This is a genomic window from Primorskyibacter flagellatus (genome assembly GCF_048268605.1).
GTDB classification, from domain to species: Bacteria; Pseudomonadota; Alphaproteobacteria; order Rhodobacterales; family Rhodobacteraceae; genus Primorskyibacter; species Primorskyibacter flagellatus.
Map to the genome: position 1 here is coordinate 1 of NZ_JBLWVF010000008.1, position 15,131 is coordinate 15,131.

The 15,131-nt window shown below is 56.5% G+C and carries 18 protein-coding genes and 2 pseudogenes; 10 read left to right on the forward strand and 10 right to left on the reverse strand.

Annotated elements, in window-relative coordinates:
- Positions 1-142 precede the first annotated feature (142 nt).
- Positions 143-1,534 (reverse strand): FliI/YscN family ATPase, encoded by a 1,392-nt coding sequence (locus ACN0WV_RS10500; protein ID WP_417605600.1) that lies wholly within the window; start codon positions 1,532-1,534, stop codon positions 143-145.
- 85 nt (positions 1,535-1,619) lie between these two features.
- Between ACN0WV_RS10500 and ACN0WV_RS10505 the strand changes: the two genes are divergently transcribed.
- The 10 genes from ACN0WV_RS10505 to ACN0WV_RS10550 all read left to right on the forward strand — a co-directional run bounded on the left by ACN0WV_RS10505 (position 1,620) and on the right by ACN0WV_RS10550 (position 6,475).
- Positions 1,620-2,003, forward strand: coding sequence for a FlgB family protein (locus tag ACN0WV_RS10505; protein WP_417605602.1), 384 nt, complete (start codon positions 1,620-1,622; stop codon positions 2,001-2,003).
- Positions 2,004-2,020: 17 nt separating this feature from the next.
- Positions 2,021-2,413: a flagellar basal body rod protein FlgC gene (gene flgC / locus ACN0WV_RS10510; RefSeq protein ID WP_084351077.1), complete on the forward strand. Its 393-nt coding sequence runs from the start codon at positions 2,021-2,023 to the stop codon at positions 2,411-2,413.
- Between the two features lie 18 nt (positions 2,414-2,431).
- The gene (fliE, locus tag ACN0WV_RS10515; RefSeq protein WP_417605604.1) at positions 2,432-2,725 is read left to right on the forward strand and encodes a flagellar hook-basal body complex protein FliE; all 294 of its coding nucleotides are present in this window, start codon (positions 2,432-2,434) and stop codon (positions 2,723-2,725) included.
- 9 nt (positions 2,726-2,734) lie between these two features.
- Positions 2,735-3,004: a flagellar biosynthetic protein FliQ gene (locus ACN0WV_RS10520; protein WP_417605606.1), complete on the forward strand. Its 270-nt coding sequence runs from the start codon at positions 2,735-2,737 to the stop codon at positions 3,002-3,004.
- Between the two features lies 1 nt (position 3,005).
- Positions 3,006-3,719: a flagellar hook-basal body complex protein gene (locus tag ACN0WV_RS10525; protein WP_417605608.1), complete on the forward strand. Its 714-nt coding sequence runs from the start codon at positions 3,006-3,008 to the stop codon at positions 3,717-3,719.
- 19 nt (positions 3,720-3,738) lie between these two features.
- Complete coding sequence (gene flgG / locus ACN0WV_RS10530; protein ID WP_116597648.1) at positions 3,739-4,524, forward strand: flagellar basal-body rod protein FlgG; 786 nt, start codon at positions 3,739-3,741, stop codon at positions 4,522-4,524.
- The gene (gene flgA, locus ACN0WV_RS10535; RefSeq protein ID WP_417605610.1) at positions 4,524-4,943 is read left to right on the forward strand and encodes a flagellar basal body P-ring formation chaperone FlgA; all 420 of its coding nucleotides are present in this window, start codon (positions 4,524-4,526) and stop codon (positions 4,941-4,943) included. Before flgG ends, flgA begins: the two co-directional genes overlap by 1 nt.
- On the forward strand, positions 4,940-5,671 hold the full coding sequence (gene flgH / locus ACN0WV_RS10540; RefSeq protein ID WP_417605612.1) for a flagellar basal body L-ring protein FlgH: 732 nt from the start codon (positions 4,940-4,942) through the stop codon (positions 5,669-5,671). The genes flgA and flgH overlap by 4 nt, the downstream gene beginning before the upstream one ends.
- An 8-nt stretch (positions 5,672-5,679) precedes the next feature.
- Positions 5,680-6,183: a flagellar basal body-associated protein FliL gene (locus tag ACN0WV_RS10545; RefSeq protein ID WP_417605614.1), complete on the forward strand. Its 504-nt coding sequence runs from the start codon at positions 5,680-5,682 to the stop codon at positions 6,181-6,183.
- Positions 6,184-6,271: 88 nt separating this feature from the next.
- The gene (locus tag ACN0WV_RS10550; RefSeq protein WP_084351062.1) at positions 6,272-6,475 is read left to right on the forward strand and encodes a hypothetical protein; all 204 of its coding nucleotides are present in this window, start codon (positions 6,272-6,274) and stop codon (positions 6,473-6,475) included.
- Positions 6,476-6,527: 52 nt separating this feature from the next.
- Here ACN0WV_RS10550 and ACN0WV_RS10555 read toward each other — a convergent pair.
- From ACN0WV_RS10555 to flgK, 9 genes and pseudogenes are all read right to left on the reverse strand, one after another.
- A pseudogene (locus ACN0WV_RS10555) lies at positions 6,528-6,767 on the reverse strand (integrase core domain-containing protein); the annotation flags it as partial.
- A 17-nt stretch (positions 6,768-6,784) separates the two neighbouring features.
- Positions 6,785-6,874: pseudogene (locus tag ACN0WV_RS19525) on the reverse strand (transposase); the annotation flags it as partial.
- Between the two features lie 190 nt (positions 6,875-7,064).
- Positions 7,065-7,478, reverse strand: coding sequence for a hypothetical protein (locus ACN0WV_RS10565; RefSeq protein WP_417605615.1), 414 nt, complete (start codon positions 7,476-7,478; stop codon positions 7,065-7,067).
- Entirely contained in the window at positions 7,475-8,563 is a 1,089-nt protein-coding gene (locus tag ACN0WV_RS10570; RefSeq protein ID WP_417605617.1) for an EscU/YscU/HrcU family type III secretion system export apparatus switch protein, read from the reverse strand. The genes ACN0WV_RS10565 and ACN0WV_RS10570 overlap by 4 nt, the downstream gene beginning before the upstream one ends.
- Positions 8,564-8,566: 3 nt before the next feature.
- A complete protein-coding gene (locus ACN0WV_RS10575) occupies positions 8,567-9,328 on the reverse strand; it encodes a flagellar biosynthetic protein FliR (protein WP_417605619.1) in 762 nt (253 codons plus the stop codon).
- 5 nt (positions 9,329-9,333) lie between these two features.
- Positions 9,334-11,361 carry a flagellar biosynthesis protein FlhA gene (gene flhA, locus ACN0WV_RS10580; protein WP_417605813.1) on the reverse strand — a complete coding sequence of 676 codons (2,028 nt, stop codon included), beginning with the start codon at positions 11,359-11,361 and terminating at the stop codon, positions 9,334-9,336.
- A 200-nt stretch (positions 11,362-11,561) separates the two neighbouring features.
- Complete coding sequence (locus ACN0WV_RS10585; protein WP_417605815.1) at positions 11,562-12,659, reverse strand: flagellar basal body P-ring protein FlgI; 1,098 nt, start codon at positions 12,657-12,659, stop codon at positions 11,562-11,564.
- Between the two features lie 8 nt (positions 12,660-12,667).
- Entirely contained in the window at positions 12,668-13,669 is a 1,002-nt protein-coding gene (locus ACN0WV_RS10590) for a flagellin (protein ID WP_084351046.1), read from the reverse strand.
- Positions 13,670-13,677: 8 nt separating this feature from the next.
- Complete coding sequence (gene flgK, locus ACN0WV_RS10595) at positions 13,678-15,129, reverse strand: flagellar hook-associated protein FlgK (protein ID WP_417605620.1); 1,452 nt, start codon at positions 15,127-15,129, stop codon at positions 13,678-13,680.
- Positions 15,130-15,131: the final 2 nt, after the last annotated feature.

Sequence of the window (15,131 nt, forward strand, 5' to 3'; positions counted from 1 at the left end):
GCGCCGAACCTGACCTTCGAGAAAACGCCGCTCGTCTTCGCTCAATTCAACCACATCCGCAACTCGGCCCACCATCGCATCATCTCCCGATATCCCGTTCAGTCTATGATACGAATTACAGTTCCGGGTGACTAGGCTCACGTCATCCCGAAACCTGACCCGGGACATGCGACGCCGCTGTGACCGAATTTGTTGCCACAGGAACAATCTGCACACCGGTTTTCCGCAGAATTAGACGCAGCCGCGAAAAGCTGTCTCGGGAACTGCCCGGCTCGGAAAGTGAAAGAAAGCCGTCCAGTTCCGGCCAAGCGCGAATAGCCTGGTCCAGTGCGGGATCTGTGCCGTCTTTATACAACCCCGCGCGAACCATCATTTCAGATTCTGAATATGTTCCCATTAACTTGCGTGCGGCAAGGAGCAATTGGTTCTCGTCTGCTCTGGCGCATCCGGGCAGGCTTCGTGAGACTGACCTCAGCAAATCTATTGCCGGATATCGTCCGCGTTCGGCAATTTTTCGGTCCATCACAACATGGCCATCAAGAACGCCACGCAAAATATCCGCGACCGGTTCTTCCATGTCTGATCCAGCGACAAGAACCGAGAAGATGGCCGTAATGTCACCTGCCGCGGCAGATCCCGGCCCCGCACGTTCGCAAAGCGACATAATCTGATGCGCTGTGGAGGGCGGATACCCGCGCAACGCTGGAAGCTCGCCAGCCGCGATTGCAACCTCCCGATGCGCTTCGGCAAATCGCGAGATTGAATCCACGAGTAATAAGACATGCGCGCCCTGATCCCGAAAATGTTCGGCAACTGCCATCGCAGCCAATGGACAGCGCCGTCGGACAAGTGGTGATCTATCAGACGTTGCGGCGACGACGACTGACCGCTTCATACCATCCTCACCAAGTGTGGTATCGACAAACTCCCGAAGCTCGCGGCCGCGTTCGCCAACAAGAGAAACAACAACAACACCGGCGTCGATCTGGCGTGCAAGGCTGGCCAGCAAGCTCGATTTGCCAACGCCCGATCCCGCAAAAAGCCCAAGCCGTTGACCGCGCGCAATCGGGAGGAACGTATTGAAAACAGCGTGCCCGGTTTCCAGGCGCGCGCCCAGGGGCCTCCGGCTTGCTGGATCCGGGGGATCACATCGCAATTCCCGTCTTCCGCTTCCGGCCGACAGCGGCAAACCATCCAGCGCCTTTCCGAACGGATCAATCACGCGCCCGATCCATTCATCTGAAGGTGCCAGAGTATTGCGGCCCAAGACTGCGACCCGGTCTTCCAAAGTCACGCCTTCTACGTTGCCCTCTGGCAACATCGCGACCATAGCGTTGCGGATCATCAAAGCCTCACCGCCAAGCGGCGCGTTATCCCGACGGAACAGGCTTAATCTGTCGCCGATCCGCGCGTCACCGGCGATGCCACGCACCCAGATCAGCGCACCCTCGACCTCAGCCACACGACCCACCGCCCGAACAGGTTCAAGACTGGTGATTTTTTCCCTCAGATCGGTAATCCCTCGATTTTGCATCGAACGCTCCTGAAATGTTCCACAAACCTTTTCTAAAGGAATCAGGGTTAAGCCTTGGTTGAAGCCAATCGAGGGAGAAACCCCGGTGTATCAAAACCTAGAAATTTTCCGTACCGCCATTTCGCTGGCGCAGCACGCAGGAACACGCCAAGCCGTGATTTCACAGAACATCGCGAATGCCGATACCCCGGACTATCTTGCGAGACAGGTCGGTGGTTTTGCCAGCTTCGCCAACCAAACCGGTGGAGTCCAAAAAGCAACCCGTGCCGGACACTTGAACGGGAACATCTCACCAGCCACGCCTGAGATCAGCGTCAAGGAAGGCGTGTCGGACAGCCTGAACGGCAACGGTGTTTCTGTCGAGATGGAAATGGTCAAGGCTGTCGAGGCGAAACGCAATCACGATCAGGCGCTCGCGGTCTACAAATCCAGCCTCAATATCTTGCGCGCCAGCCTTGGCCGGGGCTGACCCAGAAAGGACACCATATGAGTGCGTTTTCCGACTCGCTATTTGTCTCTGCCAGTGGACTACAAGCACAGGCCAAACGACTTCGGCTGGTTTCAGAGAATATAGCCAACGCAGATACGCCCGGCTATCGCCGCAAACTTGTCCCGTTCGAAACAGAAATGAACCGTGCGACCGGCGTCGGCAGTGTGGCGACGGGCCGGGTGACGCTCGACAGGACGGAACTCGATAAAATTCACGACCCTTCGCATCCGATGGCAGACCAAACCGGTCATTACGAAGCCTCCAATGTGGATTTGATTATCGAGATGGCAGACGCCCGTGAAGCCCAGCGCAGCTACGAGGCCAACCTGAAAATGTTCGATCAGGCCCGGCAAATGTCGAGCGGATTGCTTGAGCTACTAAGACGCTAATTTCAAACGGAGACCAGAATGGACATCCAATCGCTTTTCGCTGCCCAAAGCTACACCAGCAGCAAACCCGCCTTTCAGCCCGTACCGGAAACCACCCAAGGCGCGAAGGAAGCCTTCGTCAATGTGGCAGAAGACTTCGCCCAAACCGTTCAGGCCGGCGAGGAAACTGCAAAGGCCGCGATGGTCGGACAGGCCGATCCACACGCACTGGTTCAGGCACTGGCACAATCGGAACTGGCTGTCGAAACCGCCGTGACGGTCCGCAACAAGGTGGTCGAGGCATATCAGGAAATCCTTCGGATGCCGGTCTAGGGCGCGATCATGCTGAGTGACGCGGTTTTCTACGACACGTTGCGACAAGGGCTGTGGGTGGCAGTGATCACATCGGTCCCGATCCTGACGGTCGCCCTGATCGCTGGCGTCGGCGTTGGGTTGTTTCAGGCTCTGACCTCAGTTCAGGAAATGACCCTGACTTTCGTGCCAAAGATGATCGCGATCGTGGTCGTTTTCTGGCTCTCGATGAGCTTCATGACACAAACCTTGGTGGCCTTTTTTCATGACCACCTCATGCCTTTGATTATCGGAGGATAGAATGGAAAACGCAGGGTATACGACACTCACCCGCCAATCCGGCCTGAAGCGCGAAATGCAGGTCGTCGCCAACAATATCGCCAACGCGGCGACCACCGGCTTCAAGCAGGAAGGGCTGCTTTTCTCAGAGTACATCATACGTTCGAAAGGCGGAGACAGCCTGTCCATGGCGTCGGCCCGCGTTGCCGAAACCTCGCTCTCGCAAGGGGAGTTGACCAAGACCGGCAACGCATTTGACCTGGCGATCGAAGGCGATGGTTTCTTCATGGTTCAGACGCCGGATGGCAATCGGCTGACCCGCGCGGGCATGTTCACACCCGACGCGCAAGGCAATCTGGTCACCGCGGACGGGCATCCGGTACTGGATCTGGGCGAGGCGCCGGTATTCGTGCCCGCCGGTGACGGGCCTGTCAGCATCGCACCGGATGGCACGATCAGTGCCAATGGTCAGCCGCTGGGACAAATCGGTATCTTCGCACCCACGATCCCGCGCGAAATGATCCGCGAAGGCAGCGTGCTTTTCCGCAGCGAGGCCGGGGCAGAACCGGTTGAGGATGCGCGTGTCATCCAGGGGTTTCTTGAGGCGTCGAATGTCGATCCGATCAGTCAGCTTGCCCGCATGATCGAGGTACAGCGCGCCTACGAGATGGGCCAAAGCTTCATGGATGCCGAAGACGAACGCATCCGCACCGCGATGAAAACACTAATCAAATAGATCATTACAGGAGAGCAGAATGCGCGCCCTGAAAATTGCCGCCACCGGGATGAGCGCTCAGCAGATGCGGGTCGAGGTTATCTCGAACAACCTGTCGAACATGAGCACAACAGGCTATAATGCGCGTCGCGCGGAGTTTGCCGACCTGCACTACCAGCAGGTCAGCCGCGCCGGATCTATAAATGCCTCTGACGGCACCGTTTTGCCAACCGGCGTTCAGCTTGGACTGGGTGTCAGGCCCGCCGCCGTGTCGGTACAATTGCAACAAGGGGCGCTCTCGGCGACCGGTGGCGATCTGGATATCGCCATTGATGGTCAGGGCTATCTGGAGGTCACTCTGCCGTCAGGCCGGGCCGCCTATACCCGCGACGGCGGGCTGAAGCGCAGCGCCGACGGCTTGATCGTCACATCTGAAGGGTTTCCCGTCGCGCCGGATATCGTGATCCCATCCGATGCCCGCTCGATCTCGATAAACGGTGATGGAGAGGTCTACGCCTATTTCAACGACACCACGGAGGCACAGGTTCTGGGCCAGTTCAACCTTGCTGGCTTCACCAACCCAAAGGGATTGGAGGCGATGGGCAGCAATCTTTTTGTGGAGACCGAAGCCTCCGGTCCGGCGCTGACCGCGTCACCCGGCGAAGACGGGTTAGGCACCTTGCGGCAAGGATATCTTGAAGACAGTTCTGTCGATGCGGTTCGCGAAGTCACTGAATTGATCGAGGCACAACGAGGTTATGAGCTGAACGCCAAGGTCATTTCCGCCGCGGACCAGATGCTGGGCGCAACAACGCAGGTGAGGTGATGAGAACGCTCCTCGCCTCACTTTTCTGCCTGCTCGCGGTGCCCGCAGTTGCCGAGACGTTGATCGCCGCGCGCACGATCCGTGCACAATCTCTGTTATCCGCACAGGATCTGTTGGTCTCTGACGCGACAATCCCCGGCACTTTGACTGTCCTCGAAGACGCAATCGGGCAGGAAACACGGGAGACAATCTATTCCGGCAGGCCCATTCGGGCCGGCGATGTCGGGCCGCCGGCGATTGTCGATCGAAACGACATCGTCACGCTGATTTTCGAACAGGGCGGCCTGCGCATAACATCGGATGGCAGGTCATTGGGCCGGGGCGGCGAAGGCGATCGCATCCGTGTCATGAATCTCAACTCCCGAACCAGCGTGTTCGGGCAGATCGATCCTCAAGGGCAGGTGGTTGTATCACAATGAAAAAAACAACGCTTATCATCGCTGGCCTATGCGCCGGTCTCTCAGGTTGCGGCCGGATGGATCACATCGGAAAGGCACCGGATTTCACGCCGGCCAACCGGGGCCCGGAACATCAAGCCATGGTATTTGCCGGCTTGCCGGAAACCACCACGCGACTTGCGCCGCATGACGAAGCATCTTTGTGGAGCGGAAGTCGGCGTTCGTTGCTGGGCGACCGACGCGCCGAGAAGCGCGGTGATATCATGACCGTTGTAATCGAAATTGACGAAAAAGCCGAAATTTCAAACGCCACATCCAGATCACGAAGCGGGTCGGAAAGTCTTGGCCTGCCGCAACTGTTCGGCTTGCCGCAAAGGGTGAACGAGAAGATGCCCGAAGGCAGCAGCCTTGACGACGCCGTTTCGATCAGCAGTGCCAGTGATTCCAGTGGCGATGGTTCAGTGCGCCGAAATGAAAAGCTGACTTTGCGCGTTGCGGCGACAGTGACGGATGTCCTGCCCAATGGCGTCCTTTCCATCGAGGGCCTGCAAGAAGTTCGCGTAAACTACGAGATCCGCGAGTTGGTTGTTTCCGGCTATGTCCGCCCGGAGGACATCTCGCGGATGAATGAAATTACTTATGACAAAATTGCGTCGGCGCGCATCTCTTACGGTGGCCGCGGGCAGATCTCCGACATGCAACAACCCAGAGTCGGTCAACAAGTCCTGGATGCAGCTCTTCCTTTCTGAGGTACCACATGATCAAGCTCATAATTCCTCTCACTTTGGCAGCGATCGGAACCGGATCTGGTATCGCCGCGGCGATTTTTCTGGCACCACCAGCTGAAGAGACGAACACAGCGAACGTCGCCCCCTGTGGTCCTGATGCCGTGCAACACACAGCAAAGAGAAAAGAGCATGAGCGAAACACCGGCTCCGACTACGAATTCGTCAAGCTTAACAATCAGTTTGTGGTTCCGATCGTTCATGGCGAACGCGTAAAATCCCTGGTGGTGGTTTCGCTTGCGCTCGAAATTGCGCCCGAAAGTAAGGACTTGGTGTTCGCCAAAGAACCGAAGCTACGAGGCGTCTTTCTTCAATCCATGTTCGACCATGCGAATCTTGGTGGTTTTGACGGCAATTTCACGGGGTCAAATCAACTAAATATCCTGCGACAAGATCTTTATCAGGATGGTCGTGCAGTGCTGGGCCCCGCGCTGAAAAGTGTGCTTATTGTTGAAATTGCCAGACAGGACGCCTGAACAAACCAGTATCTCGATCTCAACTTTTTCAGATATCGTTGTTGGCGCATGCAGGCTTCAACAAATCACTGAGCCGGCTACATCATAGATGGTCGAAACCTATTTTGACGCGGTGGTCAGCTTTCTGAACGCTGTGCGGCAGCGCCAGTTTGGGGCAGGTTTCGCCGCCCTTGGGCTGTTCGGGCAATTGATGGCAACCTTGCTGGCACTCCCACTGTTCATGAACGCCGCCACGCAGATCGAGCCTGTCCTCTGTTCGACGCTATCCGGATGTGTGTCAAGCTGCTGCTGATCGCTCTGATCTTCCAAAACGTGCCACTATCGTTTGACCCGCCACTAGTTTTTCATCCAGCCGCGACCGGAGTACGCCGAGAGTTTACGCCAATCGGCGCAAGTTGAGCAATCGCCCGACGCGCGGGGCTTTCATCTTGCGCAGCGGGGCGGGCGATTGCGGTGGTCAGGGTCCGTGCGTAGTCGACCGGAGTTTGATAAGCTGCGGCCGGATGCGGGCGTTTGGTGTTATAGTCGTCTGCCCAACCGGCGATCGCCACGCGGGCATGGGCCAGGTTGTGGAATATGGCCTTCCTGTTGTAAAAGGCACCTTCCGACACAAATCCGCGCATTTCGCGCCGGCGTCATGCTCTGACAGGATGCCGATGATCTGCTCGTCTGTGAAGCGTCTTCGCCTCATCGTCCGTCCTCAAGTTGCTACGCACTCTAATCGACGCTGGCGGAAAAATCCCGTGGCAGGTCAGATCCATCGAAACTATGATCGATGGGAAAGAAATCTGGAAGGAAAAGTTCGTGAGCTGACAGACGTTTCCAAAAAAGCGACCGACTGTCAGATCACAGCTGAATCGCCACACCTTGCGTGACCATTGCTACCCCGATTTCATGATCACCAACTCCAACAACCTGTCTGCCTCGCGATCGACCCGCTCTCTGCCGTGTTGTTGCGTCGCGTTTGTCACCAGCCCCTCGGCAGCCTGATTTCGCGCAAAAGCCCGACGGACGTCTTCCAACTGTGTCAGCTTCCGCGCTGCCAACAAAGCCAATTGTCCATTAAGCTGGGTTTGCCGTTGTGTGGCCCAGCTTCGCCAAGCAGAATCCGCGCCCGCGATGGCCCGCGCCTGTAGCTCCGATGCGCCACTAAATCGGGACTTCCCAAGCGTTGTCAATTCCGACAATTCATTCCGGATCTGTTTCTGTTGCAGTTCAATTTTCTGGAGTTGAGACATCTGCTGTTTGAGTTGCATGTCCATAATCTCTGCAAGAGCCTTCAGCTTGCCGATCATCTTCTAAATCCTTTCGCGCGCTGCCGCATGTCTTCAGCAAATCTGATGGCAGCGGCAACAGGTTTGTAATGTTCCGGCGAGATCATCTGCCCGACCTCAGTGGATGCGAACAAAGCCCGTGTTGCCGGCGGGTCAGAATGCATGGGCACACCATTTTCTTGTGCAACTTCGCGAATGCGCCGAGCGATTTCATCCACGCCTTTTGCCACGCAAACCGGTGCTTCTCCGGCTGCGCGACTCCATTTCAAAGCCACCGCGTAATGCGTCGGGTTCACAAGAACAACATCGGCCTGAGCGACGTCAGAAACCATCTGTTTTCCGACGATTTCCTGCGCTTTGGCACGACGAGCCTGACGCATATATGGGTCGCCTTCTGACTCCTTGTGCTCGTCACGCATCTCTTTATGTGACATCCGGTTCTTGCGCATCAACTCTGCGTGTTGCCAGAAAAAATCCAGCGCCCCAATGACGGCCGAGATTATCACGACGATTATCAGGAACTGCATCGACAGCTTGGCGAGCAGCATAATCGCAGTTGCTGGATCCGACCGTACCGACCCCAAAATTTCGTCCATTCGGGCACGGATTAAAACCGCCAGGCAAATTGAATATATGAGAAGTTTCACAAAACTCTTGCCAAACTCAAAAAGCCCGTTGCGACCGAATTTGTTCTTGGCGTTTGCGATAAGGCAAATTCGGGAGAGTTTCGGTTGCAGTTTGGTTGGCGCAAAAACAAGGGCGCGTTGGGCAATCAGGCTTAGCACAACCAATACCGCCGGAAACACGAACAAAGGCATGATATTCGTCAAAATTCCACTGCTTAAGCCGACAACTGGCGTGGTGGCACCGGGCCTGAAAAAAATCTGCGCCAAATCGTCAGGTCGATCGAGAAATCCAACCAGCAACGACCCAAATCTAAACGCCGCCGTGGCTCCAACAGCATAGAATGCCAAAAGTAGCCCCAAATAGGACGCCCAAGTCGAGATGTCGGTCGATTTTGCAACCTCCCCCTTCTTGCGGGCCTGATCCAGTTTTCGCTGGGATGGTTCGTGACTTTTGTCACTGTCATCGTCACCCTGCGACATGCGTCAGGGGGCCAACGGCGCGGACAGAAACGCATCAAAGCCTTGAACCCAAACGGCGAGCAGCGTGGGTGCCAGAACGAACATCATCGCCAAGGCCCCCAGTGTTATGACCGGTGCCCCGACAAACGCGACCATGAGCTGCGGCATGGCTCGGTTAATGACGCCAAGAGTCAGGTTGTAAAGTACTGACAGAATTATAAAAGGTGCCGCAAGCGTAAAGGCCATGGCAAAAGCCTTAGCCGTACGGGCAATGCCCAACGAAGCCAGAGAACTTGGGTCGGGAAACGCACCAAACGGCAAAATCAGGTAGGAATTCGCCAAGAACAATACAATCTTGACCTGATATCCGGTGGCGAAAAGCAATGCGAGGCCACCGACCGTCAGCAGGTTTCCGATCGCAGGCATTGGCTCTGCTCCGGTATTGCCGGCGATCTGCGAAAGGGATGTCGACTGCGCCGCGATAGATCCCGCGATCTGAAGTCCCAGAATCAAAAGCCGCAAAAACAAGCCGATCGCCAGGCCGTTCGTGCTCTCGCTTGCTGCAAGCGGCGCAAAACCCGCCAGACCACCTTTCATTTCCGGCAGGTTCGGCCAGATGGCCGGCGCAACGGCAAGACTGAGCGCAACGGAGATTGCCAGCTTGATGCGAACGGGAATGCTCCGCTCGCCAACGCCCGGCAGAACAAGGATTGCGGTGCCGATCCTTAGAAACACCACGAAAAGCGCCCAGAGCCAGATCGAGCTTTGTGAAAGAAGGTTGTCCATTGCAGTCATGCTGCCACCACACCGACAAGCGCCGGCCGAGCTTCGATACCAATTTCTTCGAAAGACAGGACCGGCGTATTAATCCCCTTGGCCGCCAAAACGGTTCGGATGAACCTGCGGCGCCGGCCAGATGTAACGACGGCGGGGCTGACACCGCGCTCTCCGGCCTTGGAGATCTGCTCTGCCACGCGCGACGTCAATCGTTCAAAATCGTCCGGCGGCAGAGCGACATCCAGCCCGCCTTTGTCACTGTCGATCTGAAACCGGCTGAACGTGTTTTCCCATTCGGGTGCCAGCTGGATTAGCGGAATGGAACCGTCATCGCGCGAAACAGTTGAAACCAACTGGAACCCAAGCCTCTGCCGGACGTGCTCACAAATGCCGTCCGGGTTCGCGTGAAGGCGGCGCGCCTCAGCAATCGCTTCGAGGATCAACGGCATGTTTCGGATCGACACCTGTTCTTCCAGCAGCAGCCGCAGCACCGAATGTAGAAGGTCGACGGGCACACGATCAGGAATAAGTTCATCCAGCAATTTGCGGTTTGCATCTGCACGCGTTTCATTTGAAAGGGCGGTCATCTCATCAAGCAGACGCCTTAGGGCCTTCAACGTCAGCAGGCGCGAGAAGTTTCGCTTGATGGTTTCCAGAAGATGCGTGGCAAGGATCTCTGCCGGGGTTACAATAGTCGCTCCGGTCAGTGCAGCCTTTTCCTGATCCGCAGGTTTGATCCACCGCGCGGGCGCACCGTAAACAGGTTCGGTTACAGTCGCACCCGGCGGCAGATTGTCGGACGCGTCCCGGACCAGCGCAAGAACCATGTCGGGATTGAGTTCGGCTTTCGCGGTCTCGACTCCCTGGATCCTGATGACATAGGTGCCACTCGACAGGCTTGCATCGTCGGTCAACCGAATTTCCGGCATGATCAGACCATAAGCGCTCGCAATGTGGCTCCGCATGTTGGTGATCCGCACATCAAGCCCGGATCCGGGGTCGAGCACCATATTTACCAGATCCGGCGCGAATTGCACATGAATGTCGTCGAGATCAAGAACATCGCCGATCAAAGGCGCTTTGGGCATGATCTCTGTCTCAGCGTCGTCATTCGAATTTTTTTCTTCCTCGGACTGATTGCGAGAGACCATAAAGGCGGCACTGCCCAACCCAAGCGCGCCCAAAATGAACGGAATGAAAGGCAGTCCGGGAACAAGAGCGAACATCGCCATGAACACAGCTACCGTCCCCAAAGCCGTTGGGTGTTTTCCAATCTGCGTTATAAGGGCAACGTCTGTCGCGCCGATGGCACCACCGCGCGCCAACAGAAGTGCTGCTGCGACCGAGATGATGACGGCAGGGATCTGCGTCACCAACCCATCGCCAACTGTGAGAATTGCGTAGGTCTCAAACGCACTGCCCAAAGGCATCCCCTGCACGGCAACACCCATAATCAGGCCCATAACAAGGTTAAGCAGCGTTATCAGAAGACCTGCGACAGCATCACCCTTCACAAATTTTGACGCGCCATCCAATGATCCGAAAAAAGTTGTTTCCTGCTGTTCTTTTTCTCGACGCGCCCGCGCCTCTTCGTGGGTGATTGCGCCTGCGCTGAGATCGCTGTCAATTGCAAGTTGTTTGCCGGGCATTCCGTCCAGCGCAAATCGCGCACCAACTTCAGCCATCCGCGCGGCACCTTTGGTGATCACCATGAAGTTCACGATTAGAAGCACGCCAAAGACCACAAGCCCAAGAAAAACGCTGCCGCTCATCACGAAACTGGCAAAACTCTCAATAACATTGCCGGCTGCATGCGTCCCTTCATGCCCTTGACCAATAATCAGTTTGGTCGACGACACGTTAAGGGACAATCGCAGCATCAACGAGGCCAAAAGCACGGTCGGGAAGGCTGCAAAATCCAACGGTTTTTCGATAAAAAGCGTAAGCGTGAAGATTAACACGGCCAAGGCAAACGACGCCGCCAGGCCGACATCCAGCAGAAAGGCTGGCACCGGCAAGATCATCATCACAATCGTCGCCATCAGCGCGATCGTTAGAATGATCTTCGATTGCGAGAGCCCGCTGAACTGAAATGCCACGTCTCGACTCCAATAGGAAGCTACAGCGCCGGTTTGCTGGGCTGCGCTGAAACAGCCCTTCATGTGTTAAGCCCGATAGATTTCCGCAAAGTTAATCAAATTTGCCGGATCAGGGATTAAGGCAGACACAAAAGGCTGGACTGTCAGCGCACAACAAACTCGGCATGAAGCGCGCCGGCGGCTTTTATGCTCTTGAGAATATCAATCATGTCGCGTGGATTGACGCCAAGGGCGTTCAGGCCGGCAATGACTTCTGATAGGGATGTGCCGCCGGGAACTTCGGCAAGGCTGGGTCCAGGTTCCTCGGTAATTTCGGCCTGACTGCGCGGTACGACAACCGTTTCACCATCACTGAACGGGCTGGGTTGAACGGCAATCGGCTGTTCGGCAATCCGGAGTGTCAGATTGCCCTGAGACACCGCGACGCGAGAAATTCGCACATCCGAACCCATAACTATGGTGCCAGAACGCTGATCGACAACGACGCGGGCGCGGCGTTCGGGTTCGATCACCAAATTTTCCACTCGAACGAGCGCGTGGGCCGGCGACGACGCGCCGGTCCGTTCAATATTCAGTTCAACGGTGCCGGAATCCAGCATGCGCGCGACCGATCCGCGAAAATTGTTGTTCAGCGCCGTTTCTATCCGCGCCGCGGTTGTAAAGTCAGGCTCGCGCAATGCGAGTCGCAGCGTTGACAGCGAAGAAAAATCGAAGTCGACTTCGCGCTCGACACGAGCCCCGGACGGAATAACACCCGAAGTGGGCACGCCTTGAATCACAGATGCGGCCTCGCCTTCTGCGGACGCGCCGCCGGCAATCACCGTACCTTGGGCCACAGCGTAGATTTCGCCATCAGCAGCATTGAGTGGCGTCATCACCAATGTACCACCAAGCAGGCTTTTTGCGTCACCGATGGCCGACACTGTTACATCAACCTGCCCCCCCGCACGGGCGAAGGGCGGCAAGACGGACGTCACAAAGACCGCAGCCACATTTTTCGGCCTGAACTGTTCTCCCGAGACATTGACGCCAAGTCTTTCGAGGATATTGCTCATGATCTCTTCGGTGAAGGGCGCGTTTCGAAGGCCGTCTCCTGTTCCGTTCAAACCGACAACCAAGCCGTAGCCGACCAGATCATTGCCGCGCACACCGTCGAACTCGACCAGGTCTTTGATCCGAATGGATTGCGCCTGCGCGGGTAGCGAGATCAACAAGGAAATTCCCAATGCGACCCATTTCATCACAGTTTTCACCGGAGATACTCCAACAAGGACAGGCGAGCGGAACGCGCCGTCAGGGCATAAACCGTTTCCAACTGATACTGCACTTCTTCAAGTCGGCTGGCTGTTTCGTAGGGATCTGCCTCCAACAGTGAATTGCGGGCCTGTGAGAGACTGGAAACCTCGGCCGCATTGCGTATCGACGTCTCTTCAATCCGCGCCTCAAGGGTGCCGATCTTGGCGCGCAGATCGGTTATGTCGTCATTGACCGTCAGCAAGGCTGCGCCGGCATGGTTTTGCAAATCGACCTGAATACCCATTGGCAAACCGACGGATGCATCGGTCGCCAGCGCGGCAAGTGCAGTGTTCTTGAGGATATTTCGCAAGGTTTCATCGTCAGCGCGAAGCGCAATATCGGCAGTTTCCGTTTCGCCCAATCGAAGCGATGCAAGATCCTGGGTTCCGCCCTGATACATTACAGCGTCAAAACCGGCCGGCGCGGTGAACCAATTGTCAAGCGCGGTAATCACCCCTAAGGTTGTGGTCTGCCCTGAAATCGCGCCCCGAAGGGCCGTCATCAGGGTCGAAACATCTGCCAGCGGAGATTGGTCCGTTGAAGTCCCGGAAAGATAACTGCGACCGCCAGATTGCGTATTGAGCGCGCCGATCATCGCACCCAAACGATCGAGCGCTTCTGTCCCCAGCGCTTCACGCGTGGCCGGCAGAGTGTTCATTCCGACACCTGTCAACGGGGCTGCCAACGCCTGAGCCTCATCCTGAACCTTGCCAAGGATGGTTTGTAACGTACCGGCAATCTGGCTCGCTTCAGCTGTTGCGATGCTGTAACCTTCCAGCCTGGTCAGATTATGCTGAATACCCGCCAGCTGACGGAAATCACCGCCGACGCGCTCTGCCTTGTCGCGGACTTGCCCTGTCGCGATTTCAGAATTTAACTGGCCCATTTCGGATTTTATCCGGCTTTGGTGGAACCGCAGGGTCATACCCTGGGCAAGATCGCCAAGTGTCTGCATGGTCGCTCCTAAATGTTGAGAATGGCCTGTAGCATTTCATCCACGGTCTGAATGACACGAGCGTTCGCGGCATAACTGTTTTCGAACTCCATGAGCTTCTGAAGCTCGTAATCGGTGTCGACGCCCTGACCGCGCTCCAATTGTTTCAACGTGTTCTGGGCGCTGGAGGCATAGGCAAGCGTATCATCTGCCCCCAATCGCAAGGATGATGCCTGCGACAAGAGACCGGCTGCCAGGGTATCCGGGGTGGACAGGGCGCTTGGCAGCGCGGATGAAGACGGCAAAGTGTTGGTTGAAAGCGCTTGTTTCAGCCCGTTGAGCAGCCCTGAGTCCCCGACAACGCCTGGGGTCGTGGCACCGATACCTGCGCGCCATTTCCATAAACTGCCGCCGTCCTGCGCAAGAGATGAGTTTAGCTCCATCCGGCTGGCGAAGCCGGTTTCAAAGCTCGGGTCGAACGGTGATCCCCAATCGGTGAACATACTTGCGCTACCAGCCGTGATCGTACTATCGGCACTACCGGGCCCAAACCGTTCCGCAAGGTCGCGCGCCAACCCGTCGAGAGTCGCCTGCATGGCGGGTGCCGTTTCATCGCGGATCTGTAACTGGGCCCCCAACCTTCCGCCACGCAACGCGCCGCTGTCGGCAGATGTATCAACCGCACGTCCGTTCAATGTAAGGCCTGACAAATGACCGCCAGCCAACGTCATTTGTGGTTCGATCTTACCAGTCGTTGCAAAGCCGACTTCAATTGCCGTACCTTCCAGCAGGATTGCCCCGCCCGTCGAATAAATTGCAATCGCTCCGCGCTCTCGTGCGACCGTGTGAACCGGAATCATTTCGCTGATTTCATCAACAGCTTTTTGGCGAGCGTCGAGAAAACCTGACGTATCCTGCCCCTTGTGGATTGCGCTGGAAATTTTCTTGTTCAGATCAACCACTCTGTTCAATGACGTGTTGAGTTGATCAACCATTTCTCCGATTTTTGAATCGGCGTCTTCGCGAGCCCCGCTGATACCGTCAGATATTGTGTTGATCGTGTTGACCAGCGCCTCTGCGCTGCGCGCGACGGCTCCCAACCGTTCCTCTGAATCCGGCCGAGAGGCTGCGGTGACAAGCGCACTGTCAAAATCCGCAATTACCTGTGACAGGGACCCTGCTTCGCCGGGCAGGCCGATACCCGTCTCCATCCGCGCGGCAAAGCTCGCCAGATCACTTGCGTTGCCAAGCTCTGCGTCGGCCAATCGACGGTCCGCCAGAATCACCGGATCGACATGACGTAGGGTTCCGGTGATCGCGACGCCGCCATGACTGCCCGCTATCCGACTTTCGACGGTTAATTCGCGGCGTCCATATCCATCGGTCAGGGCGTTCGCGATATTGGATGACACGTTGATCGTGGCGCGGGCAGAGGCGTTCAGCCCGCTCAGCGCATTGGAGAGTGCTCCATTCAGGGTCATCG